Annotated in this window: 19 protein-coding genes and 5 pseudogenes; 9 read left to right on the top strand and 15 right to left on the bottom strand. The window is 56.5% G+C overall.

Annotated elements, in window-relative coordinates; translation table 11 throughout:
* Positions 1-156: 156 nt before the first annotated feature.
* The 4 genes from TM5383_RS11060 to TM5383_RS11075 form a co-directional block, all read right to left on the bottom strand.
* Positions 157-1,434, bottom strand: coding sequence for a glycerate kinase type-2 family protein (locus TM5383_RS11060; protein ID WP_058319107.1), 1,278 nt, complete (start codon positions 1,432-1,434; stop codon positions 157-159).
* A 51-nt stretch (positions 1,435-1,485) separates the two neighbouring features.
* Positions 1,486-2,514: a trans-3-hydroxy-L-proline dehydratase gene (locus tag TM5383_RS11065; protein ID WP_058319108.1), complete on the bottom strand. Its 1,029-nt coding sequence runs from the start codon at positions 2,512-2,514 to the stop codon at positions 1,486-1,488.
* Between the two features lie 179 nt (positions 2,515-2,693).
* On the bottom strand, positions 2,694-3,659 hold the full coding sequence (locus TM5383_RS11070) for a ParB/RepB/Spo0J family partition protein (protein ID WP_058319109.1): 966 nt from the start codon (positions 3,657-3,659) through the stop codon (positions 2,694-2,696).
* Positions 3,656-4,855: an AAA family ATPase gene (locus TM5383_RS11075; protein WP_058319110.1), complete on the bottom strand. Its 1,200-nt coding sequence runs from the start codon at positions 4,853-4,855 to the stop codon at positions 3,656-3,658. Before TM5383_RS11075 ends, TM5383_RS11070 begins: the two co-directional genes overlap by 4 nt.
* A gap of 643 nt (positions 4,856-5,498) precedes the next feature.
* On the opposite strand from TM5383_RS11075, the gene TM5383_RS11080 reads away from it, so the two are divergent.
* Both TM5383_RS11080 and TM5383_RS11085 read left to right on the top strand, forming a co-directional pair.
* Positions 5,499-6,533: a replication initiation protein gene (locus TM5383_RS11080; RefSeq protein WP_058319111.1), complete on the top strand. Its 1,035-nt coding sequence runs from the start codon at positions 5,499-5,501 to the stop codon at positions 6,531-6,533.
* 227 nt (positions 6,534-6,760) lie between these two features.
* Entirely contained in the window at positions 6,761-7,600 is an 840-nt protein-coding gene (locus TM5383_RS11085) for a bifunctional allantoicase/(S)-ureidoglycine aminohydrolase (RefSeq protein WP_058319112.1), read from the top strand.
* Between the two features lie 16 nt (positions 7,601-7,616).
* On the opposite strand, the gene TM5383_RS11090 is transcribed toward TM5383_RS11085, so the two are convergent.
* Positions 7,617-8,516 carry a MurR/RpiR family transcriptional regulator gene (locus TM5383_RS11090; protein ID WP_058319113.1) on the bottom strand — a complete coding sequence of 300 codons (900 nt, stop codon included), beginning with the start codon at positions 8,514-8,516 and terminating at the stop codon, positions 7,617-7,619.
* Between the two features lie 91 nt (positions 8,517-8,607).
* On the opposite strand from TM5383_RS11090, the gene TM5383_RS11095 reads away from it, so the two are divergent.
* Entirely contained in the window at positions 8,608-11,007 is a 2,400-nt protein-coding gene (locus TM5383_RS11095) for a GcvT family protein (RefSeq protein ID WP_058319114.1), read from the top strand.
* A gap of 67 nt (positions 11,008-11,074) precedes the next feature.
* Here the strand turns inward: TM5383_RS11095 and TM5383_RS11100 are convergent, their stop codons facing one another.
* The 3 genes from TM5383_RS11100 to puuE all read right to left on the bottom strand — a co-directional run bounded on the left by TM5383_RS11100 (position 11,075) and on the right by puuE (position 14,352).
* Complete coding sequence (locus TM5383_RS11100; RefSeq protein ID WP_058319115.1) at positions 11,075-12,391, bottom strand: uracil-xanthine permease family protein; 1,317 nt, start codon at positions 12,389-12,391, stop codon at positions 11,075-11,077.
* Between the two features lie 66 nt (positions 12,392-12,457).
* Positions 12,458-12,940 (bottom strand): ureidoglycolate lyase, encoded by a 483-nt coding sequence (locus TM5383_RS11105; RefSeq protein WP_058319116.1) that lies wholly within the window; start codon positions 12,938-12,940, stop codon positions 12,458-12,460.
* On the bottom strand, positions 12,937-14,352 hold the full coding sequence (gene puuE / locus TM5383_RS11110; RefSeq protein WP_058319117.1) for an allantoinase PuuE: 1,416 nt from the start codon (positions 14,350-14,352) through the stop codon (positions 12,937-12,939). The genes TM5383_RS11105 and puuE overlap by 4 nt, the downstream gene beginning before the upstream one ends.
* 163 nt (positions 14,353-14,515) lie before the next feature.
* Between puuE and uraH the strand changes: the two genes are divergently transcribed.
* From uraH to TM5383_RS11130, 3 genes are all read left to right on the top strand, one after another.
* Positions 14,516-14,872 (top strand): hydroxyisourate hydrolase, encoded by a 357-nt coding sequence (uraH, locus tag TM5383_RS11115; RefSeq protein WP_058319118.1) that lies wholly within the window; start codon positions 14,516-14,518, stop codon positions 14,870-14,872.
* 104 nt (positions 14,873-14,976) lie between these two features.
* Entirely contained in the window at positions 14,977-16,218 is a 1,242-nt protein-coding gene (locus TM5383_RS11120; RefSeq protein WP_058319119.1) for a urate hydroxylase PuuD, read from the top strand.
* Between the two features lie 1,031 nt (positions 16,219-17,249).
* A complete protein-coding gene (locus tag TM5383_RS11130) occupies positions 17,250-17,888 on the top strand; it encodes a sugar transferase (protein WP_058319127.1) in 639 nt (212 codons plus the stop codon).
* A gap of 214 nt (positions 17,889-18,102) precedes the next feature.
* Here the strand turns inward: TM5383_RS11130 and TM5383_RS16990 are convergent.
* Positions 18,103-18,352 (bottom strand): annotated as a pseudogene (locus tag TM5383_RS16990) (integrase core domain-containing protein); the annotation flags it as partial.
* Between the two features lie 67 nt (positions 18,353-18,419).
* Between TM5383_RS16990 and TM5383_RS16600 the strand changes: the two are divergent.
* Positions 18,420-18,509 carry a transposase gene (locus tag TM5383_RS16600; RefSeq protein ID WP_082645467.1) on the top strand — a complete coding sequence of 30 codons (90 nt, stop codon included), beginning with the start codon at positions 18,420-18,422 and terminating at the stop codon, positions 18,507-18,509.
* A 260-nt stretch (positions 18,510-18,769) separates the two neighbouring features.
* Here the strand turns inward: TM5383_RS16600 and TM5383_RS16740 are convergent.
* A pseudogene (locus TM5383_RS16740) lies at positions 18,770-18,934 on the bottom strand (transposase); the annotation flags it as partial.
* A gap of 188 nt (positions 18,935-19,122) precedes the next feature.
* Here TM5383_RS16740 and TM5383_RS16605 point away from each other — a divergent pair.
* Together TM5383_RS16605 and TM5383_RS16610 are read left to right on the top strand one after the other, a co-directional pair.
* Positions 19,123-20,133, top strand: a complete 1,011-nt coding sequence (locus TM5383_RS16605; protein ID WP_231725135.1) for an NAD-dependent epimerase/dehydratase family protein — start codon at positions 19,123-19,125, stop codon at positions 20,131-20,133.
* Between the two features lie 362 nt (positions 20,134-20,495).
* Positions 20,496-21,624, top strand: a pseudogene (locus TM5383_RS16610) (IS3 family transposase).
* A gap of 337 nt (positions 21,625-21,961) precedes the next feature.
* On the opposite strand, the pseudogene TM5383_RS16995 reads toward TM5383_RS16610, so the two are convergent.
* From TM5383_RS16995 to TM5383_RS16760, 5 genes and pseudogenes are all read right to left on the bottom strand, one after another.
* Positions 21,962-22,135, bottom strand: a pseudogene (locus TM5383_RS16995) (transposase); the annotation flags it as partial.
* Positions 22,123-22,236 (bottom strand): annotated as a pseudogene (locus TM5383_RS16745) (IS3 family transposase); the annotation flags it as partial. The pseudogenes TM5383_RS16995 and TM5383_RS16745, both read right to left, overlap by 13 nt.
* Positions 22,237-22,382: 146 nt before the next feature.
* Positions 22,383-24,056, bottom strand: coding sequence for a heparinase II/III family protein (locus TM5383_RS11160; RefSeq protein ID WP_197407398.1), 1,674 nt, complete (start codon positions 24,054-24,056; stop codon positions 22,383-22,385).
* 40 nt (positions 24,057-24,096) lie between these two features.
* Positions 24,097-24,432 carry an aldo-keto reductase family protein gene (locus tag TM5383_RS16755; RefSeq protein WP_143570348.1) on the bottom strand — a complete coding sequence of 112 codons (336 nt, stop codon included), beginning with the start codon at positions 24,430-24,432 and terminating at the stop codon, positions 24,097-24,099.
* 157 nt (positions 24,433-24,589) lie between these two features.
* A partial coding sequence (locus TM5383_RS16760; RefSeq protein WP_231725139.1) for an ATP-binding protein occupies positions 24,590-24,698 on the bottom strand: 109 nt, incomplete at its 5' end.

The following is a 24,698-nucleotide window of genomic DNA, read 5'->3' on the forward strand; positions in this document are numbered from 1 at the left end:
CGCAGAATCTGCGACAGAAACAATGGAGGAAACGCACGAAAATAACCCAAACGCCCCGCCCGGCGGATGTTTTGAAACCCACGGGTGGGCCAGAGCGACGTTTGCGGTCCCTGCCCAAAACCATACGCTACCGTATGGTTGAGCCCAAAATACCCATTAGCGGATAAGGATCGCGCGGAAATCATTAACGTTGGTGCCCGTGGGACCGGGGGAAAACAGATCGCCCAACGCCTCGAACGCGCTGAAGGCATCATTGTTTGCCAGATCCGCCGCCGGATCCCGCCCCGCCGCCCGCAGTCGCGCCACTGTGTTTGCGTCGACAAAGGCACCGGCGTTGTACTCTGACCCGTCGATGCCGTCGGTGTCTGCGGCCAGCGCGGTGATCCCCGTGGCCCCCGCAACCTCTTGTGCCAAGGCCAGCAGAAATTCCGTATTGCGCCCACCCCGCCCCTGCCCGCGCAGGGTCACCGTGGTTTCACCGCCCGACAGGATCACCACCGGCTTGGCAAAGGGGCGGTCCCTGCCCTGCACCTCCCGAGCGATGGCGCCATGCACCCGCGCCACATCGCGCGCCTCGCCCTCGATCGCGTCAGACAGGATCACCGCAGGCACGCCCGCCGCCTCTGCCGCGCGCGCAGCTGCTTCGAGTGATAGGCAGGCGGAGGCAACCACCGTCACCTCGTTACCCGCAAAAACCGGATCCGCCGGCAAAGGTGCATCCGCCGCCGAACTGTTCAGGTGGTCCATGATCGCCTGTGGCAGGTCGATCCGGTGGCTCTCAATCAGGCGCAGCGCATCGGCGCGGCTGACCGCATCCGGCACGGTCGGACCCGACGCCACCTGCGCCGGATCGTCACCGGGCACATCCGACACCACCAGCGTCACCACCCGCGCGGGCGCGCAAGCAGCGGCCAGACGCCCACCCTTGATGCCGCTGACATGTTTGCGGATCGCATTCATCACCGAAATCGGCGCGCCGGATGCCAAGAGCGCCGCGTTCAGCGCCTGTTCATCTGCCAAGCTCAGCCCGTCCGGCGGGCAGGGCAATAGCGACGATCCGCCGCCACAGACCAAGGCCACCACCAGATCATCCGACCCCAGATCGGACACGGCACCCAGCAACGCCGCGCTGGCCGCCAGCCCCGCCGCGTCCGGCACAGGATGCGCCGCCTCCACCACATCGACATGCCGACAGGGCGCAGCGTAGCCATAGCGCGTGACCACCACGCCGCTTAGGGGGCCATGATCGGCAGAATCCCACAGATCCTCAAACGCGGCGGCCAGTTGCGCGGCCCCTTTGCCAGCGCCAATCACCACCGTGCGCCCCTTGGGTCGCGCGGGCATATAAGGGCGCAACGCCTGCACCGGATCCGCCGCCGCCACAGCCGCATCAAACAACGCGGTCAACAGCGCGCGGTCGTTCTCATCACTCATATCACACCCTCAAATCAGTCTCTAATCCAGCCGATAGACTCTATTTCTGCCCTATGACACGCCCCAGGTATCGCGCAGGCGATACCCCTGCGGCCACGGGTCGGCAGGGTCCAACATATGCTGATGCACCCCCGTCACCCAGCCACGACCGGAAATCTCTGGCACAATCGCGGGTTTACCGCCCACCTGTGTGGTGGCGGCAATACGCCCCTGAAATTCTGACCCGATGATTGATCGCGCCGTCAGCCCCTGCCCCACCTTCATTTGCCCACGCGCCGCCAAAACCGCCATTCGCGCCGAAACGGCAGTGCCAGTTGGCGACCGGTCCACCTTACCCGGCTGGATCGCCACCGCCGACGCCGCGCTGTAACCCTCCGCCGTTTCGCGCAACGCACCGGCGAACAGGCAGAAAGAGATATGATCCCACTCGGTATTCTCAGGATGCCGGAACCCCAACTGCGCATTCGCCGCATTGGTGATCTGCACCCCCAAACGCGCGATATCCGCCGCCTCATCCTCGGCAATTGTGAAGCCAAGCGCATCCGCATCCACGATCACAAAACTGTCCCCGCCATAGGCGGTATCCACGCGCAACGTGCCAACGCCCGGCACCTCCAAGGCGGCATCCAGGCGGTCAGCAAAGCTGGGCAAGTTCTGCACGGTAATCCGTTCTGCCTTGCCACCCTTGCAGGCCACGCGCACCTTCACCAATCCCCCCGGCGCCTCTAGGGTCAGGGTCGTCTCTGGCTCCACCATCGGGACCAAACCACCATCCAGCAGCACAGTCGCCACGCAGATGGAATTGGACCCTGACATCGGCGGCGTGTCTTCCGGCTCCATGATAATGAACGCCGCGTCGGCATCGGGATGTTTGGGCGGCACCAACAGGTTCACATGACGAAACACCCCGCCGCGCGGTTCATTCAGGACAAAGTTCCGCAATGTCTGATCCCGTGCGATCCAGTTGCGCTGTTCCCACAAGGTGTCACCGGGCGGCGGCAGCACACCGCCGACGATCACATCGCCAACCTCTCCCTCTGCATGGCAGGAAATCACGTGAATTGTCTTGCTCGATCGCACGGCCTGCCCCCTCTCCTGCGTTGGGAATAATCATGCCCCGTCCGATCCCATAGGTCGAGGCCAAAGAAAAACGGACTGGCAATTGCCAATCCGTTTTCTACACATTTCCGAGGTAAGCAACTGTTTTGCCGTATATTTTAGCAGAATTGCCAATTGGCAACTTGCCAAAACGCCCCGCGTCACTCGCGCCAATGCTTGATGAAATGCGCCAGCGCCGCCTGCAGGGCCAGATCGGACATGTTGGCGTCAAACTCCAACACCACTTTGCGGCCCGCGCGCTTCATCTTGACGCCCTGATCGTAGCGATCACCGCAGAAAATCCGCGCCGGCTTCTTGGCGCCTTTGGGTTCTGCGGCCACCGCTTTCAGACGTTTCAGAACCGCCGCCGCATCAATACTGGCCCCAGCGACACGGTCGGCGGAGATGCGCACCGCCTCTTCCAACACCTCGGCGCGGTGGGTTTTCAGGATCGGTTTCAACTGCCGCGCATGCAGCTCTTTCAAATCGCGGATTGTCGGGAAAGCGCCAACCACCTCACGCGGTAACCGCGCCAGATCCAGATAGCGCGACAACCAACCGGCCGACACCTCTAGCCGTTCGGCCATCACCTTCTGCGTACCACCATAGTAGAGCGCTATGGCCTGCGCATAGTCCCGCGCCCGTTCAAAATCCGAGATATCTTCACGATCGCGGTTTTCGATATCTGCCAGACGGAACGCCTCTTCGTCGGTCAGCTCGCGCTCTTCGATCAGGTATTTGAACTGCGGATAGTTGTTGGCCCGCAGCCAGCTGATAGCGAAATGACGGCGCGCACCACAGATCACCTCATAGGTCGCCCCCTGCCCCGCAGGCAGACGGCGCACGATGGCGGGGAACTCCTGCTGGCCCTGCGATTTGATCCCGTCAATCAGATCGGCGCAGTTTTCCGGCGTCAGCAATTCATAGGCGCGGTTGTGGCGATCCCACATCTGGCAATCCGCCGGATCGACCAGCCGCAGCACCTTTTCCTGACGTTCCCCGCTGGCCTGTTCGGCCATGGTGTTGGATCGTTTCAGGAACCGTGCGCTGGCGCGATCTTCGGCCTTTTTGCCGGTGGGCAGTCCGCTGAGGACATCATCAAAAACGGCGTCGTGTCTCTTGCTCATAGGATCCCCTCCTTGCGCAGGGCGGCGTGATGGCTGGGCCAGGTTTTGCGGATCAGCACCTCAATCTCGCGGCCGACCGCATCCAGATAGGTGCGGCAGCGTTTATGCGTTTCGGTGCGCGCCGCTGGCCCGGTGATTTCATAAACGCTCTGCAGGTTGGCGGCGGCGTTGTCGATTTCGGCGGAATCTTTCAGGACGGCCTGCAGCATGTCCTGCGGGAATACCGCGTCCATCATCCGCTTGATCACCTGATGAGCGCCTTTTTGGTCGTTCATCTTGGTCGCCAAAACCTTAACAAAATGATAGCCCCGCGCACCCCCGTGTTCGGCCAGCTCTTGCAATGTTGCGCTCATCATCCGCAGGAAGTGCGCGGTAGAGCCAAAGTCGATGTTGTTGGGCGGTGCGGGAACAACCAGTGCATTCGCCGCGCGCAACACCGACAGAGAGATCATGCCAAGCGCCGGTGGCGGGTCCAGAAGGATGACGTCGAATTGATCCGAAATAGACTCTATTCCGGCCCGTAGTCTATCAAGAACGAAGCCTTCTTCGCGCATGATCCGCGCGGCAAATTCATATTCCGCATCATAGAGGCCAAGGTTCGCCGGGATCAGCGCAACGCCCGGCCAATAGGTCGCCCGCAACGCGTAATGCAGCGACGCCGGACCGCCATGTTGGAAGAACGGGTAAAGCGTATCCTCGTTTTCGTTCACATCAACGTCGGGGTTCAGACCAAACATCGACGTGGTGGAGGCCTGACTGTCGCAATCGATGACGCAGACGCGATAGCCTTTCAGTGCCAGATATTGCGCCAGATGTACGGTGACGGTGGATTTGCCAACCCCACCCTTGAAGTTTTGGACCGCCAGCACGGTTGCCGGATCACCCGGTGCGCGGTGGGGCAGGGTGCCGAACACCTCGCGCATACGATTGACCTCTGCCAGCGAATAGCCTGTGCGACGTCCGGTGTTTGGATCCTTCTCCGGCTCGGGCAGGCGCCCGTCTGCTTCGGCGTCGCGGATTGCTTTTTCCGTACGACCAACCATTTCGCTGGCGGTGCGGACGTTGAAACGTACATCCAGCCGTTTTTCCGCGTCAGGTGCAAAGAGACGTTCGCGCAACCGGTCGATCACTACGTCTGCGCGGCTGGCCAGTGCTTCGATTTCGTCTAAGGTGATGGGAAAATCAGGGTTAGTCATGTTACCCTCCTGCCTACCCTTTGGGTGCCTCAATTATGTTTTGCAGCTATTGTGAATGCTGGGGCGTCTACGCTCAAGTGCGAAGTTTGAGGCAAACCCCTGAAAAAACCGAACCTTGCAGATCTGCCACGTCAGGTTCGTACGTTCGAGGGGGGAAGGTTGGGATAAATCGGGGGCAAAATGCACTGTCGTGGAGTATTTCAGCGAAACCGCGGCCGAATGCGCCATATCCCATAAATCCAAATTTAAAAAACCAGGGTTCAAGATTCTAGGATTCTATCGTTCAGTCAGTGAAAAGTGTTATTTTTCAACGCACTACACCCTTAACCCTTACAGATCGGGTGTTTGGCGTTACATATTGGGGCGGTTCAGCTTACATTTCGGGATCGCTGGCCTTACGGATTGGGGGCGCTGAAAACTTACCTTTTGGGTGGGTGCGCTTTGGGCTGAAATAGACCCTATTTTAAGCCATATTTAGAAGGCGATGCGAATCACTGATGATTCGTGTAGAGACGTTAAAGCTTACAAATTGGGTGATCCCCTTTTGGCACGATCTTCTTGGCGGCTTACGTGACTTCTGATACATAAGTAAGAAATCAATGTAGGCGACTCCGGCAAACGGGGCGCGAGTCTGAGGCGCAGTATGGCAAAACCCCCGAAACAATACCGCACGATGGATGCCCGTCCCAGTGCGGAATCGCTGATCAAACCCGGTGAGCTGGTGGATCTGGTCGAGGTCACGCCGCTGACGCTGACGGATCGACGCATTTACAATCAGCTGTTGGAAAACGCGTGGGACGCGATCGACAAACCGGTGACCCATGTGATCGCTAAATCCGCGCTGCGCGGGTCGCACAATTCCAATGACCGCGTGGGCGAGTCGATTGAGCGGCTGATGTCCGCGATTGTGAAGGTGCAGGTCGAATGGGATGGCGAACCGGCGATTGAACGGGTGCAGCTGCTGGGTGGATCGGTCGAGGGGCTGCGCAAGGACGGGATGCTGGAATACGAAATCCCGCCACGTCTGCGCCGGATCATCGGAAATTCCACTATCTTTGCGCGTCTGCAGCGCGAGGTGATGTTTGCGCTCAGCTCCAAATATGCGCTGACGCTTTATGAGATGGTGCAAAAACGGGGAAACCTGCGTTGGAAATCGTCGGAAAAATTCACCCTTGAGGCGCTGCGCGGCATTTTGGGCGTGCCCAAGGGCAAGCTGACATCGTGGTCAAACTTGCGGATGCGGGCGATTGAACCGGCGGTGGCCGAGGTGTCAGAGTTGAGCGATTACGTGGTTGAGGTGGCGCCGGTGAAAACAGGGCGGTCAGTGACCCATGTGGAAATCCGCTGGTGGCGCAAGGATGGTGCAGGGCAGGGTGCGGCGGAACGGGCGTTGCAGTTTGCATCGACCGGACGTCGGGTGCGGGCGCAAGAACGTGTGGAACAGGTGGTGCCAGCCACCCCAACTGCGCCATCGTTGAAACCGCGCCCGGCACGGATCGCGGGGGCGCCGTTGAAAACCGAAACCTATGAAACCGCACGTCTGCGCCATCCTGGCTATGACATCTACTTCGTCGAAAGCGAATGGCGCGCCTGGGCCGAGGATAAGGGCGAGGCAAAAGACCCGGATCGTGCGTTCCTGGCGTTTTTCAAGAAGTTTGCCGAGGTTAATCCGATCTAAGGCGTGGCAATCGGCGCAAATGAAATTTCACTAAGACACTGTAAAAGCGCATAAAAAATCAAAGTTGCCAATTGGCAATTTCGCGCGTGTTCCGTGGCAATTGACAGGGCAGGGGATTATCAAAAAAGCCCTAGCAGTGCTTCAGGCGTTGCCTCATGGGAAAGCGCTTGGATCAGCGGCGTCGGCGCGGTTCTATGGGGGGTAAGAGTTTCCAAAGGACCCGTTGCATGACTGACCGCAGCTATTATGCCCCGACCGGTGGCCTGCCGCCGCAAACCCAGATCTTGACCGATCGTGCGATGTTCACCGATGCCTATGCGGTGATCCCAAAAGGCACGTTCAGCGATATCGTCACCTCTTTCCTGCCGTTCTGGCGGGAGGCGCGGTTTTGGGTGATTGCGCGCCCGATGTCCGGTTTTGCTGAAACCTTCAGCCAGTATATCGCAGAGGTTCAGCCAGGCGGCGGATCGGATCGGCCCGAGGTGGATGCAGGCGTGCAATCGGTGATCTTTGTGGTGGATGGCACGGTGCAGTTGACCCTTGATGGTGCGGCGCATGATCTGGCGGAAGGTGGCTATGCCTATATCCCAGCGGGCTGCGACTGGTCGGTGAAAAACGTCAGCGACGCGCCCACCCGTTTCCATTGGATCCGCAAAGCCTATCAATCGGTCGATGGACTGGACCGGCCTGAGGTGATCGTCACCAATGAAAAAGACATCGCGCCGACCCCGATGCCCGACACCGACGGGGCATGGGCGACGACGCGGTTTGTTGATCCGGCGGACATGCGCCACGATATGCATGTGACCATCGTGACCTTCCAACCCGGTGGCGTCATTCCCTTTGCCGAAACCCATGTGATGGAGCACGGGCTTTATGTGTTGGAGGGCAAGGCGGTCTACCGTTTGAACCAGGATTGGGTCGAGGTGGAGGCCGGTGATTTCATGTGGCTGCGCGCCTTTTGCCCGCAGGCTTGCTATGCGGGTGGGCCGGGGCCGTTCCGCTATCTGCTGTACAAAGACGTGAACCGTCACATGCCGCTGGCAGCGGGGGCGCTGCCGCGTTGATTTGCGGCTTGACGGATCAGCGTCGTAGTTTTGGCGTTGTCCGCGCGCGCCAGTAGGCGCCCGTGTCTTCGCGCAGCGACTCGTAGGTTTCAATTGCGTGGTGGGCGTCATCGCCGCCCGCCGCAATCAGATGACTGATCAGGCATTCCAAAACCGCCATCGCGCCGCCGTAGCAGCCGAACTGGTGTTGCGACTGGGTGGCGATGGCGAAGGTGACATCGGGATCGACGTTGGGGGCGATCACGTCGCTGTCGGAAATCAGAATAATCTGCGCGCCGCGGTCGCGGGCGAAACGCATCGCCTGAATGGTGTCCGCTGAATAGGGGGCAAAGGTGATCGCAATCAGAACATCTTGATCATTCACCTCTAACAATTCATCCACCGCCGATCCCATATGGCGCGGGATCAGCTGCAATGAGGGCAGCGCCATGCGTCCGACATAGTGAAAATAGTGCGCCATTGCGTAGCTGGCCCGTGTCGCGGTGACGAACACCTGCCGCGCGGACAGCATGCGGGTGAGGGCGGCGTTGATCTTGTCCTCGGTCATCAGGCGCAGGGAACGGGTCACGATGTTGATTTCGTTCTGGGCAAACTGCGCCTGCGCGCGGGCCAGATCGGTTCCGGCCTGCAGGGCGTCGATCCATACCTCGCCCTGTTGCGCGGCGCCGTCGGTGATCAGGGCACTGCGAAAGGGGGCGCGAAACGCCTCAAACCCCGGGTAGCCCATACGCTCTGCCAATCGTACCAGTGAATTTGGGCTTACCCCGATACGGTCTGCGGTGACGCGGATCGGATCCATGCCGAAATCGCTAGGGTTATCGAGGATGTATTTCGCCACCGCCTTCAGCCGCGGTGACAGCGTATCGATTTCACCCCTTAGGCGGGTCAGCAGGCGGGTTTTGTGGTTCTGGTCCATGAGGTGAAAAGAACAAATGTTCTGACAAAAGTAAATTGAGGACATCTGATTTTTTCAGACATGCTGTGGCAGCTTTGACATTCAGAGAGATATGCAGATGTCCCTTCCTTCACACGCATCCGTGGTCGTCATCGGTGGCGGCATTATGGGGTGTTCGACCCTGTACCATCTGGCCAAGATGGGCGTCAGCGATGCGATCCTGATCGAACGCAACACCTTGACCAGTGGCACAACATGGCATTCGGCGGCGCAAGTACGGGCGCTGCGCCATTCGCAGAACCTGACGCGGATGATCCAGTATTCCGTGGACCTATATGCGCAGTTGGAACGGGAAACCGGGCAGAATGTCGGCTGGATCCAAAAGGGCAGTCTGAGCATTGCCACCAACCCCTATCGCCTGACCCATATCAAACGCCAAGAGGCACTGGCGCATGCCTATGGTGTGCGGGCGCGCTCGATCTCTCCTGCGGAGGCGCAGGAGCGTTGGCCCTTGATGAATGCGGAGGACGTCATTGGTGCGGTGTGGTCACCGGATGATGGGCGTGTGTCCCCATCGGACGTTTGCGCTGCATTGGTGAAGGCGGCCAAGGGTCTGGGCGCGCGGATTTTTGAACAGACCGGTGTGACCGGCATCCTGACGGAGCGGGGCAAGGTGGTGGGGGTTGAAACCACCCAAGGCACGGTGATGTGTGATGCGATTGCGCTGTGTGCTGGCCTGTGGTCGCGCGAGGTGGGGGCCATGGCGGGGGCCGAGGTGCCGGCGCTGGCCTGCGAACATTTCTACCTGCTGACCAAACCGGTAGACGGGATCAGTGGCAACATGCCCACGCTGTCGGATCACGATAACCACCTCTACATTCGTGATGACAGCGGTGGATTGCTGGTGGGCTGTTTCGAACCGATGGGCAAGCCGATCAAACCGGGCATTCTGGACGAAAATTTCGAGTTTGGTCTGCTGGGTGAGGATTGGGATCACTTTGAGCCGATGATGATGAACGCGCTGCACCGTTTGCCCGCGTTGGAAACGGCTGAGGTGAAGATGCTGCTGAATGGGCCGGAAAGCTTCACGCCGGATGGTATGTTCATGTTGGGCGAAACCGCCGAAACGCGCGGTTTGTTTCTGGGGTGCGGGATGAATTCGGTCGGTCTTGCCTCTGGTGGTGGGGCGGGGATGAACCTGGCGCATGCGATTGTGCATGGGCACACCGCCTATGATTTGGGTGAGGCGGACGCCAAGCGATTTGCGCCTGTTTACAACTCCTTAGATCATCTGATGGCCCGCGCGCCCGAGATTTTGGGCACCCACTATGAAATTGCTTACCCCGGGCGCCAGCTGAAGACGGCGCGCAATCTGCGGGCCTTGCCGTTGGCGGGTGAATATCAGGCGGCGGGGGCGCATTTCGGGCAGGTCTATGGCTGGGAACGGCCACTGTATTTCGGCAAAACCGCTGAGCCGCGCATGACCTTTGGCCAGCCCGATTGGTTCCAGAATGTCGCTGAGGAGGTGCGCGCCGCCCATGAAGGCGCGGCGATCTTTGACGCCTCCCCCTTTGGCAAGATCGAGGTGCGTGGCACGGAGGCCGAGGCGTTTTTGCAGCACACCTGTGCGATGAACATGGCCAAGGCACCGGGCAGCGCGATCTACACCGCTGTCCTGAACGAACGCGGCACCTATGAGAGCGATATCACCGCCCACCGGATTGCTGAGGATCATTATCGACTGTTTGTCGGGACCAATGCGATCAAGCGGGATCTGGCGTGGTTTCGGCGTCATGCAGATGGATTTGATGTCACGATCAGCGATGTGACCGAAGAGTTTGCCGTTCTGGGTCTGATGGGGCCAGATGCGGTGCGGATTGCGGAGGAGTTGGGGGCAGGGGGGCTGTTGGATCTGGGTTACTTCAAACATGGGGTGGCCGAAATTGCCGGATGCCGGGTTCGCGGCGTGCGCATGTCCTATGTGGGCGAAGCGGGTTGGGAACTGACGATGCGTGTGGGTGATGTGCGACAGGTCTACGCAGCACTGGTTGGCGCGGGGGCTGTACCGGCAGGGATGTTTGCACAGACAGCGATGCGGGTGGAAAAGGGATTTGCCGCAATGGGCCACGAGCTGGACAGTGATGTCAGCCCGATTGAGGTTGGGGTGGATGCGATGGTGGCGAAAACCAAGGATTTCATCGGTGCCGCAGCTCTGACTGAACGACGTGCGCAGGCAAAGCGCCGCTTGATGACGGTGATTTTGCAGGACGCGGCGGCGGTGCCTTTGGGTCATGAACCGATCCTGCTGGGCAATCAAATTATCGGCCATACCACAACCGCCTGTTTCGGCTATCGCATCGGTCGGCCTGTGGCCTTGGCCTATGTGCATTGGCCTGATGGGGGTGCGCCGCACGGGGCTGAGGTTGAGGTAGATATCGCTGGTGTACGCTATGGCGCGCGGGTGCAGTTTGCACCGGCCTTTGACCCAGAGGGACAGCGCATGCGCGGGTGATCTGACAGCGCGTCATGCAATGAAAAGGGGGGCATTTAGCCCCCCTTTGGTGTTTATTCTGAGGGGCTTAGTCCTCTTCGGGCAGAACCAGATTCAGCACGATTGCGCACAGTGCGGTCGGTGCAACGGCCGAGGTCATCAGCGTTTTCACCACACCGGGCAGATACTGCACAGCGGTCGGTACCAGGTTCAGGCCCAGACCTGCCGCCAGCGAAATGGCGATGATTACCATGTTGCGGCGGTTCATCTTCACCTCTGTCAGGACGTTCAGACCGGCAGAGGCCACCATGCCGAACATCACGATCACACCACCGCCCAGAACCGGCAGCGGCATGGATGCGATCACCGCACCAATCTTGGGCAGCAGACCACAGATGATCATGATCACACCAGCGATGGTCACAACGTGGCGGCTCATGATGCCGGTCATGCCGACGATGCCGACGTTCTGGCTGAACGAGGTGTTGGGCAGGCCGCCGAATACACCGGCAACGGCGGTGCCCAGACCGTCAGCGTAGGTCGCGCCTTGGATCTCGGCGTCGGTTGCGTCACGACCTGCGCCCGCCTTGGCGGTGGCAGAGGCGTCGCCAACGGTTTCAATCGCAGACACGATCGATACCAGCGTCACCGCGATCACAGCGCCCAGGCTAAACTCGAACCCATAGGGCAGGGGGGTGATGGAGGTGACCCAAGACGCCTTGGCCACCGCGCCGAAGTTTACCATACCTTGGGCATAGGCGACCACATAACCGGCGATCAGGCCAATCAGGATGGCGGCGTTGGACAGCATGCCTTTGGTGAAAAACTTCACGCCCAGTGCCACGATCACCACAGTCAGCGCCACCGACCAATGCATGAGCGAGCCGAAGCTTTCTGCCTCCATCTGGAATTTGGCGGCGCCACCGGCGGCGTATTTGATCGCCACGGGGATCAGGTACAGACCGATGGCCAGGATCACCAGACCGGTGACCAGCGGCGGGAACAGCCAGCGCAGCTTGCCGATAAACGCACCAAGGCAAAAATGGATCACACCACCGATGATACAGGCAGTCAGCGCCACGCCCAGACCTTGGGTCGCGGCCACACCGGCCAAAACCCCAACGAAGGCAAAGCTGGTGCCCTGCATGATCGGCAGACGCGCACCAACGGGGCCAATGCCAACGGTTTGAAACAGCGTCGCGATACCGGCAAACAGCATCGCCATTTGGATCAGGTAAATCTGTTCCGGCCCACCAAAGGCCAGACCCGCCGCACCGGCCACGATGATCGACGGGGTCACGTTAGAGGCAAACATTGCCAAAACGTGTTGCAACCCCAGCGGCACGGCCTGCGCCAATGGGGGGGTGGTATTTGGGTCACTATATGTCCCTGTTGTCTCAGCCATTTTGCAATCTCCCTACTGATTGGCTGTGGCCCGTCCGATCTGACGCCAGACTGGGCCCAATGGGCACTAGTTTTGGATGGTATAACCCTCCTCAAACCAATGCTCTTCGAGGTTTGGCAAATCGCTGATGTGATCGACGACCACATAGCGACCAGCGGCGCCAAGGGGCGCCAGTACACCGTGCCAAACATTGCGGTGTATGTTGATGGATTGTCCCGGCTGGCTGAGGAAGGCCTGCGGCGTGCCCGGTTGCCCGTCTGCATCCGGCGCGACGGTGACAATCATCGGCACATTATCCAGCGGGATAAACGCCTGCGATCCCAGCGGGTGGCGTTCCATCAGATCGAGGGTGTAGGGCAGGGCGCGGGCCTTGGCGTCAAACAGGCTGATCCCTGCGCGTCCGGGGCCGAAATCAAGGGCGGCCAGATCGTGGTGACGGCCGCACATGCCCTGATTGATGATCTTATCCGCCTCACCCGCAACCTCAATCACATCGCCGAAGGGGGCGAAGGCGGCGGCTGTCAGTGGTTGCAGGTGCAGGGTCGTCATGGCAGCAGGTCCATCAAACGAAACTCGGCAATGCGTTCGACCTGTTTGCAGGCCTCGTCAAATTCCACCTCGGTCGCGTTGTCGATGCGGCGTTTGAAGTTGGCCATGATCGACGCCTTATCATGATCACGCACCGCGATGATGAAGGGGAAACCGTGTTTGGCAACATAGGCATCATTCAGCGCGGTAAACGCCTCGCGCTCTTCATCCGTCAGCATGTCGAGGCCTGCGGAGGCCTGTTCCGAGGTGCTTTCCGCCGTCAGACGACCAGCGGCGGCTAGTTTGCCGGCCAGATCGGGGTGGGCGGTCAGCACACCGTGGCGTTCATCATAGCTGGCGGTGCGGAACATCCGGCACAGCGCGTTATGTACCCCAGCGGCGCAATCATGTGCCTTGCCCAGTTCCAGCCCATGCGCCCGTTCGGCAATCCAAGGCGAGTGTTCAAAGATACCGCCGTAGACCTCAACAAACCGGTCGCGCGACATCTCGGACGGGCGCTCGATCCGCTGATGCGGATGGGTGGCGGTCCAGTGGTCGGCGACGTCCAGACGGGTCGGGGTCCAGACACCGTCGAAGCCCGCGATATAGTCGAGGAAGCGGATCAGCCCCGCGATCTTGCCCGGACGACCGATCAGACGACAATGCAACCCGATCGACATCATCCGCGGCGCGCCTGCCGCGCCTTCGGCATAGAGCGTGTCAAAACTGTCCTTCAGGTATTGAAAGAAATCCTCGCCCGTGATCCAACCGGGCGCGGTGGCGAAGCGCATGTCGTTAGCTTCCAGCGTGTAGGGGATGATCAGTTGATTCTGATCGCCCAGTTCCAGCCAGTAGGGTAGATCATCGTCATAGGTGTCGCTGACATATGCAAACTGCCCGGTTTCTGCCACCAGTCGCACAGTATTTGCGCTACAGCGTCCAGTGTACCAACCGCGCGGGGCCTCGCCCACCACCTCTGTGTGCAGGCGGATCGCTTCGGCGATGGCGGCGCGCTCTTCGTCCTCGGGCATATCCTTATGCTCAACCCACTTCAGGCCGTGCGATGCAATTTCCCAGCCTGCGGACTTCATCGCGGCGACCTGTTCAGGATTGCGCGCCAATGCCTGCGCGACACCGTAGATCGTCACCGGAATATCGCGCCCTGTGAACAGGCGGTGCAGACGCCAGAACCCAGCGCGGGCGCCATATTCATAGATGGATTCCATGTTCCAATGGCGCTGCCCCTGCCATTGCGCCGCACCGGGGATATCGGACAGGAACGCCTCTGACGCCTGATCGCCATGCAACAGGCAATTTTCCCCTCCCTCCTCATAGTTCAGGACAAATTGCACAGCGACCTTGGCCCCACCCGGCCATTGAGCGTCGGGGGCATTGGGGCCGTAGCCACGCATGTCGCGGGGGTAGCGGGTCATTCGGGATCTCCTGATTACTTTGGAAACCTTTATAAAAGGTTGCGCGGGCAAAGACTTTCTCAATTATTTTGAAACTGTTGTTTGGGCATTTGTTGTGTTGCACAGAGGACAAAAGCCGCAAAATAGGCGGAACGGAACAAACTGCCCGAAAAGGAGGCTGATCATGGCCGGATATCTGACAACCCACGTCCTCGACACCGCCCGTGGCTGCCCCGCCGAGGGGATCAAGATCGCGCTCTACCGTGTGTCGGGCAATTCGCACAAGAAAATCGCCGATACGGTGACCAACGCAGATGGCCGCACCGACGCGCCAATCCTGCCTGCGGATGCCTTCAAAACCGGCACCTATGAGCTGATCTTTTTCTGCGGTGACTATCTGCGCAGCACCGGTCAGGCGGGCGAGGATCCGCTGTTTCTGGATCAGGTGCCGATCCGGTTTGGCATGGCAGACGCTGAGGCGCATTACCACGTACCGCTGCTGCTCAGCCCCTATGGCTATTCGACCTATCGCGGATCGTAAGCGCGGATTATCAGGAAATATTTGAAACTGCTTGGCAATAGCAGATCTATCCAAGGAAATGCGGCCCCGTTAGGCTGACCGCAACACTCAGGGAGAGACAACAGATGCAAGATCTGGCGATCATGTGGGATTGGATCGGGTTCGCGGTGCGGTGGCTGCATGTCATCACTGCAATGGCCTGGATCGGGTCATCGTTTTACTTCATCGCGCTGGATCTGGGCCTGCGCAAACACCCGAACCTGCCCGTCGGCGCGCACGGTGAGGAATGGCAGGTGCATGGCGGCGGCTTCTACCACATCCAGAAATATCTGGTGGCCCCGGCGAACATGCCGGAGCATCTGATCTGGTTCAAATGGGAAAGCTATACCACATGGCTCAGCGGTGCGGCGCTGTTGATGGTGGTCTATTGGGTCGGCGGCGAGTTGTACCTGATCGACGCGGGCAAGGCCGATCTGGCGCTGTGGCAGGGCATTCTGATTTCCGCCGGATCGCTGACGCTGGGCTGGTTGATCTATGACCGGCTGTGCAAATCCGCGCTGGGGAACACGCCGACGCTGTTGATGCTGCTACTGTTCGCGATGTTGGTGGTTATGGGCTGGGGTTATAACCAGATCTTCACCGGTCGCGCGACCATGCTGCATCTGGGTGCGTTTACGGCGACGATCATGACCGCCAATGTGTTCTTCATCATCATGCCCAACCAGCGTATCGTGGTAGCGGATCTACAGGCAGGCCGTACGCCGGACGCCAAATATGGCAAGATTGCCAAGCTGCGATCGACCCATAACAACTACCTGACTCTGCCGGTAGTTTTCCTGATGCTGTCCAACCACTACCCGCTGGCCTTTGCGACGGAATACAACTGGATCATCGCGGCGCTGGTGTTCCTGATGGGGGTGACGATCCGCCACTTCTTCAACACCTCGCACGCGGGTGGGGGTTACAAGTGGTGGACATGGCTGGTCACGGCAGTGCTGTTCATTTGTGTGATGTGGCTGTCCACTGCGCCCTTGATGCAGGACACCTACGAAGAGTCGGAGGCGCGTGAGTTAAGCGCCGCTGAACTGCGCTATGCCGAGGCGACGCATTTTGAGGATGTGATGAACGTGGTGCCTGGCCGCTGCGCCATGTGCCATGCACGTGAACCCTATTATGACGGGATCGCCCGCGCGCCGAAGGGTATTTTGCTGGAGACAGAGGCAGACGTCGCCGCCGCCGCCAAACAGATCTATCTGCAGGCGGGCGTGACCCACGCCATGCCGCCGGCAAACGTCACCTATATGGAACCTGAAGAGCGCCGTCTGATCGTGCAATGGTTCCGAGGGGGTAAATTGCATGATATGTAGGCCGTCGCATTCCAAATTTAGCAAGCTAATGTGCATTATAGATGGGGGGAGGTTTCGCTTGTTCTCTGGGCAAATGCATTTTTCATCAGAGCTGTCGTTTTTCAAAGTCAACGGGCGATAACATGTAGTTTCGTGTGTAGATAGCGCTTTGTAATGTAGAGCATGTAGGTAGCCAGAGACATCTCGCTGGACTTCCTCGCGCGTCTGGTGTTTCGTACGCCTGACCTTTTCGTCCTTCAGAAACAGAAAGATGCTCTAATCTACAGCGTTGGAATGGCGATTGTCCCTGCGGTTAATTAAATGTTCCAGATTGTGTTCGCGCAGGAAGGCTGTCTATTGATGGCTGGTGAATTCGATTCCTTAGTCGTAGTAGATCAGCGGGCCAGATCGCCTTCAGCAAAGCTTGCAAAGAGAGTTTTGGCGACTGCTCGTCTTCCGGTTGTTCGCCGATTGAAGCTAATGGTGGGCTGATTGCGGGCGGAGTATTGATCAGATTGCCGATTTATGCGCGCACGCGAAACGATTAATACTGCTTTTCAGTAAATTCACAGCTTGAAATGTCACTCATCAATGCTTTACGACTGTGTTGAGTAAAATTTTAGAATATTTTTTGGTTTTTTTCAGAGTTTGGCTCTCGCAAGTTGATTTTGGAGAACGTGATGGATCTGCTTCATATTGCACTTTTAGTCTATGTTGTGACGGCTTTGTTTGCTCTGGTTATGACGTACAAAGAGCAGAAGAAAAGTGTTCACGTTACACCTTTTTTCGCGTTCATTGGTGCATGCTCTTGTATTGCCTGGCCTTTGGTCGGGGCACTCATGGCGTTCTGGCAGTGGACCACAGCGCGAAACGTAAGCCGGTTCTAATCTCCGTATAAAAATTCATCGTTTTAATCCGCTGCTAATATTTGTGGGTTGGCAAATTTAATGCGCCTAAGTTGCGCTTCGAGTGGTAAAATGTCTTTTATCGAAGGTAAAGAAAAACAAATTGATGTGTCGCCACAAAATGTACAGGTTTTTTCCCGCGCCGGAATGCAGTCAACCGCTGACGCGCAGATAGTACATGGCATTTATGCCCGTTTCGGAAAGCGCGTATTGGATATCTTCCTGGTCTTGATCGCAGCGCCTGCGGTGTTGTTGGTCTGCATTCCAATGGCGCTGATGATCATGATGGATGGCGGCAGCCCGTTTTACAAACAGGCGCGTGTCGGTCGGAATGGCAAGCTGTACCAGATGTGGAAATTCCGCACGATGGTGCAGGATGCAGACGTGCAATTGAAACGCTATCTGGAAGAAAACGCCGAAGCCGCCGCTGAATGGCAGCATTATCAAAAACTGCGCAAAGATCCTCGCATTACACCGGTAGGGCGTATCCTGCGCAAAACGTCTTTGGATGAGTTGCCGCAACTGCTGAACGTGTTGGTGGGGGATATGTCATTGGTTGGGCCGCGTCCGATGATGGATGGTCAGCAGGACCTGTATCCCGGTCGCGACTATTATGACCTGCGCCCTGGTATCACGGGACCTTGGCAGGTGTCTGTGCGCAATGAAAGCAGTTTTTCTGATCGCGCTGTATTTGACAGTGGCTATGCCCGCGAACAATCGCTGGCCACTGATCTGAAGCTGATGTTTGCAACTGTGGCTGTCGTGGTGGGTTGTTCCGGTCACTGACTTGTCGAGTTTGATAAGCTGTTTTCGAAAATCTGTAAGTGGATATTCTACCCGAGAGCTTGCTTAGGCAGCGCTTGACATTGCATAAATGGTTGTCGGAAGTCAAAATAGTTTTGCCAAGGTCGTGTGAAAATTAGGCTACGCTCGTCTCCTGCTGATCGGGTTGGATTTTTTCTTTGTTTGACCGAAGAACGACAGTGGGAGGTTTTCTGGTATAGCTCTCATTGGGGTGCAACAAGCCGCGCGTCGAGTGTGGGCGTTCGGAATTGTCGTAAGTTAGCCACTCGCAGATGCCCGCGCATTTCCGAGCTTGTCTCATAGGCATTTAGGTAAGCGCATTCATATTTCAGGCTTCGCCACAGCCGCTCCACGAAGATGTTGTCGAGGAGCCCACCCTTTCCATCCATCGAGATGCGCACGCCGGTTCGGCGCAGCCGGTCGGTCCAGGCAAAGGATGTGAACTGACCGTGACCTGAGCCCCTTAATCTCCTCCATTTTTGAGTAGAGTCAGTCCAACTGAAGGACGGACAAATGAAGACGAGATTTACCGACGAACAGATCATTCAGATGATCAAGGAACAGGAAGCTGGAGAGAAGACGGCTGACGTGTGCAGGCGCTAGGCGTGCAATAGAACGACGACCGCGAGATTGACAGTAACTTGCATTACTTGCCAATGGGAAGCTCCGGATTGTTTGGCTTAACCAACTACCACCTCACTTGCCGCTCCACGGATTGAGCTTTCTGGACAAAAAATCGTTGGCCGCGGCTTACGCCCGTTCTCTCGAACTGGTGGCGTTCACGGGCTTCCCCCACGATCTTGGCGTGCAGTTCCTTCACCTGTTCATGGTCGATCTTAGGGGGCTTGCTTGCTGCCACGCACAAATACACCGGACGCACCTTCCAAGAGCTTAGGCTTCCAACCGTGGATCATCGTCGGGTGAACGCCAAACCGGCTCGCCAACTCAACGACCGTTTGTTCATTCTTCAGCGCCTCAAGTGCAACCTTAGCCTTGAACTCATCTGAGTAACGAATTTGCCCTGACATTTGCATCTTCCTTTGCTTCCAAAATTATCAAGCAAAGCGTCTAGAAATCTAGGGAAACCTCAGATTAAGTGAATGCCCGTTTCATGTTGCAAATGGCTCAAAAACTTACGAACAGTTCTGGTGGAGGCATTTGGGGCTTGTTCTCATCTCACATCTGTGGGTTAACATCATGATGTGCATACTGGCTAATGGCGGTTATTCCACTTTCATACATTTGTGTTTTTGAGGTTATCGATATGGCACGAGAAACGATTGTAGTTTTCGGTGGTGCGGGCTTTATTGGAGGGCACCTCCTTCGTCGGCTTTTGGAAGAAGAAGCGACGTTAATTTGCGCTGATATTCGAGAGCCCTCAGAACGTCTGCCGGGTGTCCAGTATGTTCTGGCAGATGTTCGTGATCTATCTGGGTTTCGCGTAGATCAGCCGGTAAGCAAAATCTACAATTTGGCTGCTGTACATACGACTCCGGGGCACGAACCATGGGAGTACTATGATACCAACGTTCGCGGAGCGGTGGAGATTACTAAGTTTGCCGATCAAGCGGGCTGTAGCAATATAACGTTTACTAGTTCTATTTCTGTTTATGGCCCCGATGAAACGGCTAAAGATGAGAGCACTAAGCCGACACCAAATTCAGACTATGGGCATTCCAAGCTTATTGCTGAAAGTGTACATCTGACGTGGCTTGATAAAAATGCTTCTGGTCAGTTGGTCATTGTACGTCCAGCTGTTGTTTTTGGGAAAGGTGAAGGAGGCAATTTCACTCGTTTGGCGCGTATGCTCGAAAAGGGTTTTTTCTTTTATCCTGGAAGAAAGGACACAATTAAGTCCTGCATCTTCGTTGGTGACTTGATTGAGTGGATATTAGAGGCTGAACGAGTAAATCAAAAGAAAACGGTTCTGAATGGCGCTTACACAAATCGTTATACAATAGAGGAAATCGTAGAAACATTTCGTGAAGTGGCATTTCCTAAAGCACGCGCATTTCTGGTACCAGCTGAGGTATTGAAGATTGTGGCTACCGCGCTTCGCCCTTTATCGATCGTGGGTTTAGGCATCCACCCGGATCGAGTGAACAAGTTAATGGTTTCTACTAATATTCTACCAAGTTGGGCTGAGGAGCGGGGACTAGCCACAAAAGATAGGCTTAAAATTGCGCTGACAGAATGGAAAGCCTCTACTGATGGACGTTTCTTTTGACCCAGCCCCGCTATCCGGGCCGATCGTATGTAAAATCTGTTCTTGTTTACTCTGCTGGCCAACCTCAGGCTACTGAGTGCTTGAGTTCTTCGCCTTCTCTCAGTCCGGTAGGCTGGTATTGACCTGCTACCCTAAAATGCCCGCGCTTTGGGGGTAGCCTGCTCTACAATTGAGGAGACCGACTATGGGACTGAAACGGACGGACGAATTCCGCGCTGATGCGGCTTGCCGGGCTGGATGTAGATTAAGCCGATCCCTGCTTTCTCAGCCCATGTCTGGAGCCGACCGCTGACGTATTCTGGACCTGTCCCTGAATTGTTCCGCTCCTTTGACTTGGTATTTTGCCACAAAGGAGAGCCATCATGGCATCGAACCCTACCCCGGAATTCCGCGCAGAGGCAGTGCGCTTCGCTTTGACGAGCGGTCTGCCGCGTAAGCAGGTTGCTGCAGATTTTGGCGTTGGTTTCTCGACACTGAGCCGTTGGATCCAGCAGGATCGGCGCAATCCAGAGAAGCCTTCTGCCCAATCCGATCTTGAACGCGAGGTTGCTGAGCTGCGCAAAGAGAACCGCATGCTTCGGGAGGAGAGGGAAGTGTTAAAAAAGGCCACCCAGTTCTTTGCGGAGCGAAGCAAATGAGGTTTGCTTTCATTGCAAAGAACGCGGACATGCTCCCTGTCGAGCGGCTGTGCCAGATCATGGGTGTCAGCCCACGAGGATATCGCGCCTACCGCAATCGCCCTCTGAGCCAGAGTCAACGGAAGGACATGGTGGTCCTCGCGCATATTCGCGAGCAGTTTGCCCTATCTTTGAGCAGCTATGGCCGCCCCGCATGACAGAGGAACTGAAGGAGCTGGGCCTTGATGTGGGGCATCGCCGTATCGGCAGGCTGATGAGCGAGAATGGCATTGAGGTGAAGAGGAACAAGAAGCTCAAAGCGATCACGGACAGCAATCACGCTTTCAACATCGCGCCGAACCTGTTGAACCGGGACTTCCACGCAGATGCGCCTAATCAGAAATGGGCTGGCGACATCAGCTACGTGTGGACCCGCGAAGGCTGGCTCTACCTGGCCGTCATCCTCGACCTGCATTCACGCCGCGTCATTGGCTGGGCCGTCAGCAACCGGATGAAACGCGATCTGGCCATCCGGGCACTAAACATGGCGATTGCGTTGCGGCGGCCACCGAAGGGCTGCATTCACCATACCGATCGCGGCAGCCAATATTGCTCTCACGACTACCAGAAAATCCTGCGCCAGCATGGGTTCCAGGCATCAATGAGTGGGACTGGCAATTGCTACGACAACGCAGCGGTCGAAACTTTCTTCAAGACGATCAAGGCTGAGTTGCTGCGGCAACGCTCCTGGCGCACACGTCGAGACGCTGAGATCGCCATCTTTGAATACATCAATTGCTTCTACAATCCGCGACGCAGGCATTCAGCACTCGGCTGGAAAAGCCCCTTGGCCTTCGAAGCAAAGGCTGCATAAGTGAGCAAGCGGAGCGGCACGAAAACGTGACAGGTCCAATATCAATTGCCGCCGCATTGGGATTGACCATCTTCAGGTCCGGGTGGTCTCCGGTCTTAGCTTGTACCATGGCATTTTCTCCGTTCCAGACGAAGGGCGTGGACCATGCAAGTTCGTCATCTTCCTAACCGGGATTGTCGCGATTACGCCGTCACCACTCTCAAGTACGCATCAGCCCATGTGCCACGTTTTTTAACGGGGTCAGAACCACCAATAAGCCATCGGCAACTGCCCTTCGTAACAAAAGTAACACAAGCTGTTTGTACGGCGCACAGGCGGGCAGCGGCCCAGAACGGTTTTTTAAGATATCGCGCTCCTCAGTAACGCGGGCCAGTTCCTTCTTAAGGCGGCGAACCTCCGTTTCTTGGTCCGTCTGCCTTTGCGGCTTTGAGAATTGTGCCATCCAAGTGTAGAGCGATTTGGTGCTGATCCCGAGACGTTAAGCAACCTCTTTGACCGAATAGCCACGCTCTCACGACTGAAGTCATCCAGCACGTTCAGCGTCCGGAAGGGTCGATCATCGGCCAATTGGTCCGCCATGAGATCCATCGACCACACCTCGTTCGGGGCCTCAGACACTGCAACAAGCGCGCTAAGCGCTTGAGCAATTTGAGGGCTCCACGCCCGGCACGCTTGCGCCAGACGGGAAACCAGAATACCCAAATCCAACCTGCAGACTCTCATAATGAACGAGGGGTCGGCAGGGGCCAGGTCAATTTCTATAAATGTCTAACGGTCCACTTTAAGCTACCACCGCGCGATGAGCTGGTCTGATCTGGTTTCAAAACTATGTAGGTAGCCGCTTCACTTTTCAAATAATTGCGTGCCCATTGCCCAGCATAGATACTGTCTATGCTACCAGTTTCAACTGATATTATCCCACGTTTTGAACCTGCTCGAAAACTCAGAGAACTTGAAGTTCGTTCGGCTAAAGCCCATTCACCTTGTATAATCAAAGTTACTTGCGCAGCTTTGGGTTTGTCTGACCATCGGTCGAAAAATTTAAGGGTGTCATTGTTGGTTAATTGTACTTCACGTTGAACTATGCCTCCTTGTAGTTCTAGTTTACCTGCAATTTGCAGCGCTGTACTGTCGGGATCAAATACTAATGAAGCAGCTGCCAGCTTTCCGACCTTGAAGCAGCCGTTGTATTGTACAGGGTTAACATCCCTCCAGCAGGGGCCATTGTGACTTTGAACTGAACGTTCATGGAGCCGCCGTTTTCCGGTTGAATATTGGTAGGTGCCAGGATCTACGATGAAGCGTTTGCCATCTAAGTCTACTTCCGCCGACAAAAAATCGCCGTGTCCGTGTCCAGGATTCCAAGAAGGGCCTATTGGACCGGCATCAAAAATCGCGAAAATTTTCGCACCTGCGAGGCGCGCATACCCTGCTGAGTCCAGTATTTCAAGACTTCTCATAGGAAGGCGGTCGGGGAAGATATGATCAATAGGGGGGACTTCACCCCACCAACTGTCATTGAACAGGCTGATTTCGCCGTCTGGATGGGTCATTATTGCCCAGGCGTGAATAGCTTTCTCTAAGCGCTCTTTGGCTGTAGCGCGGGTGGCTTGGCTTAAAATCTGGCTTTCTGAAAAAATCATCAATGCCATCACCGATAGACCTTGATACATGGCCGAGCGTTCAGCGAGCAGGCCATCAGGAAGAATACAAGCCTCAATAATCTCCTTTATATTTCGATCGAGACTAGAAACCAGATCCGCAGATACATTATCCAGCGCGTCAAAATAAAGGCAAAGTGCCGCTAAGTTGCGTTCAACATGGTTGTTTTTTAGTTCATGCTCAATGTTATTTAATATAAAGCCAGCGTTCCAACGTAAGAAGTTTTTGAGTTTGATTTCAAGGTCTTTAGGTATGCTGTTGTTATTATGTGCAATGATAAACCCGCTGACTAAAGCCAAGAGGCGATGCGACACAGAATATGGGAATAGATATGAAGTAAAAGCGCCGGGCTGCTGATAGCTAGTGCTTTCGAGGTAGCCGTCAATTAGTCTGCTTACTGCATCAAGTTGTTCAGGCTTCCCATCTATTAGCATGGGGCAGACAACCCCCATATGTCCGAGTTTCATTCGCCAAAGATGAAAGTCTTGTTCAGCCTCAATTTTTGCATTCCAATCAATGTTTTCAGGTGCGCCAAAATCCAAGCGGTGACCGAACAAAGTGAATGCCCCTGTTGTGGCATCTGCTGCATGCGGACGATACTCAGGTGCGTAGAAAGCCGCAACTTTCTTGGCGAGGCATAGGTTTTCCCGCCCAGTGAATTTAAACTCCGGAAGCGATGCCACTTTTCTATCGATATAGTATTTGTAGATTTTCGGTGCTTTTACAGCGAATTTGTTTCGTGCTATCCGTTTTAAATGATAAAAAGCCATTTTCGGAGATAGTCGAGACGCAGCGCGTATAAAGTTTCTGTCAACCATGGGGTGAAGTTTCCCGTTTTGTATTTGGCGTGGACAGCATGCCGAGAATTTCGTCGAAATGGCTCATTTGAGTGGTTCCAACTAACGTGACCCCCACGGCTGGGTCGTTCGTGCAGCGCCGTAGATTTTTGCGAATATGTGCTGCGCGTTCTGTTACAGGAATAGTGGCCACACCATCGAAAACTTCTCGGGCGATCACTAGTTTGCCAATCTGCTGAGCTCTGATTGCCCAATTCGCCATTGCGGTGTCACTGGGAATATAGGGGACTTGTACTGCTTGGATGCGATCATCAGCCAAGCTGGCCTCGGCTGCTTCGAGATCGTCCACGGAGACACCGATTGTGCGGTGTCAACGGCGGAGTAAAATTCGGCCATTGTGGCGGAGCAAAAGTCGGCCAGTTTGGGGCGAGCGCCTTGGAGCGTGCGGCCCTCATATAGCAAGCCCGGTCCAAGGCGCATTGGCCGTCAGGCCAATTCTGTGAGGTTCATTTGTTAGCGGCGGCGAGGCGGGCGCGGCTTTGATTGAGGCGGTAGCTTTCGCCGTTCATCTCGAGGATGTTGACGTGGTGTGTCAGCCGGTCCAGCAGCGCGCCG

The sequence above is a fragment of the Thalassovita mediterranea genome, from assembly GCF_001458435.1.
Classification (GTDB): Bacteria; Pseudomonadota; Alphaproteobacteria; order Rhodobacterales; family Rhodobacteraceae; genus Thalassobius; species Thalassobius mediterraneus.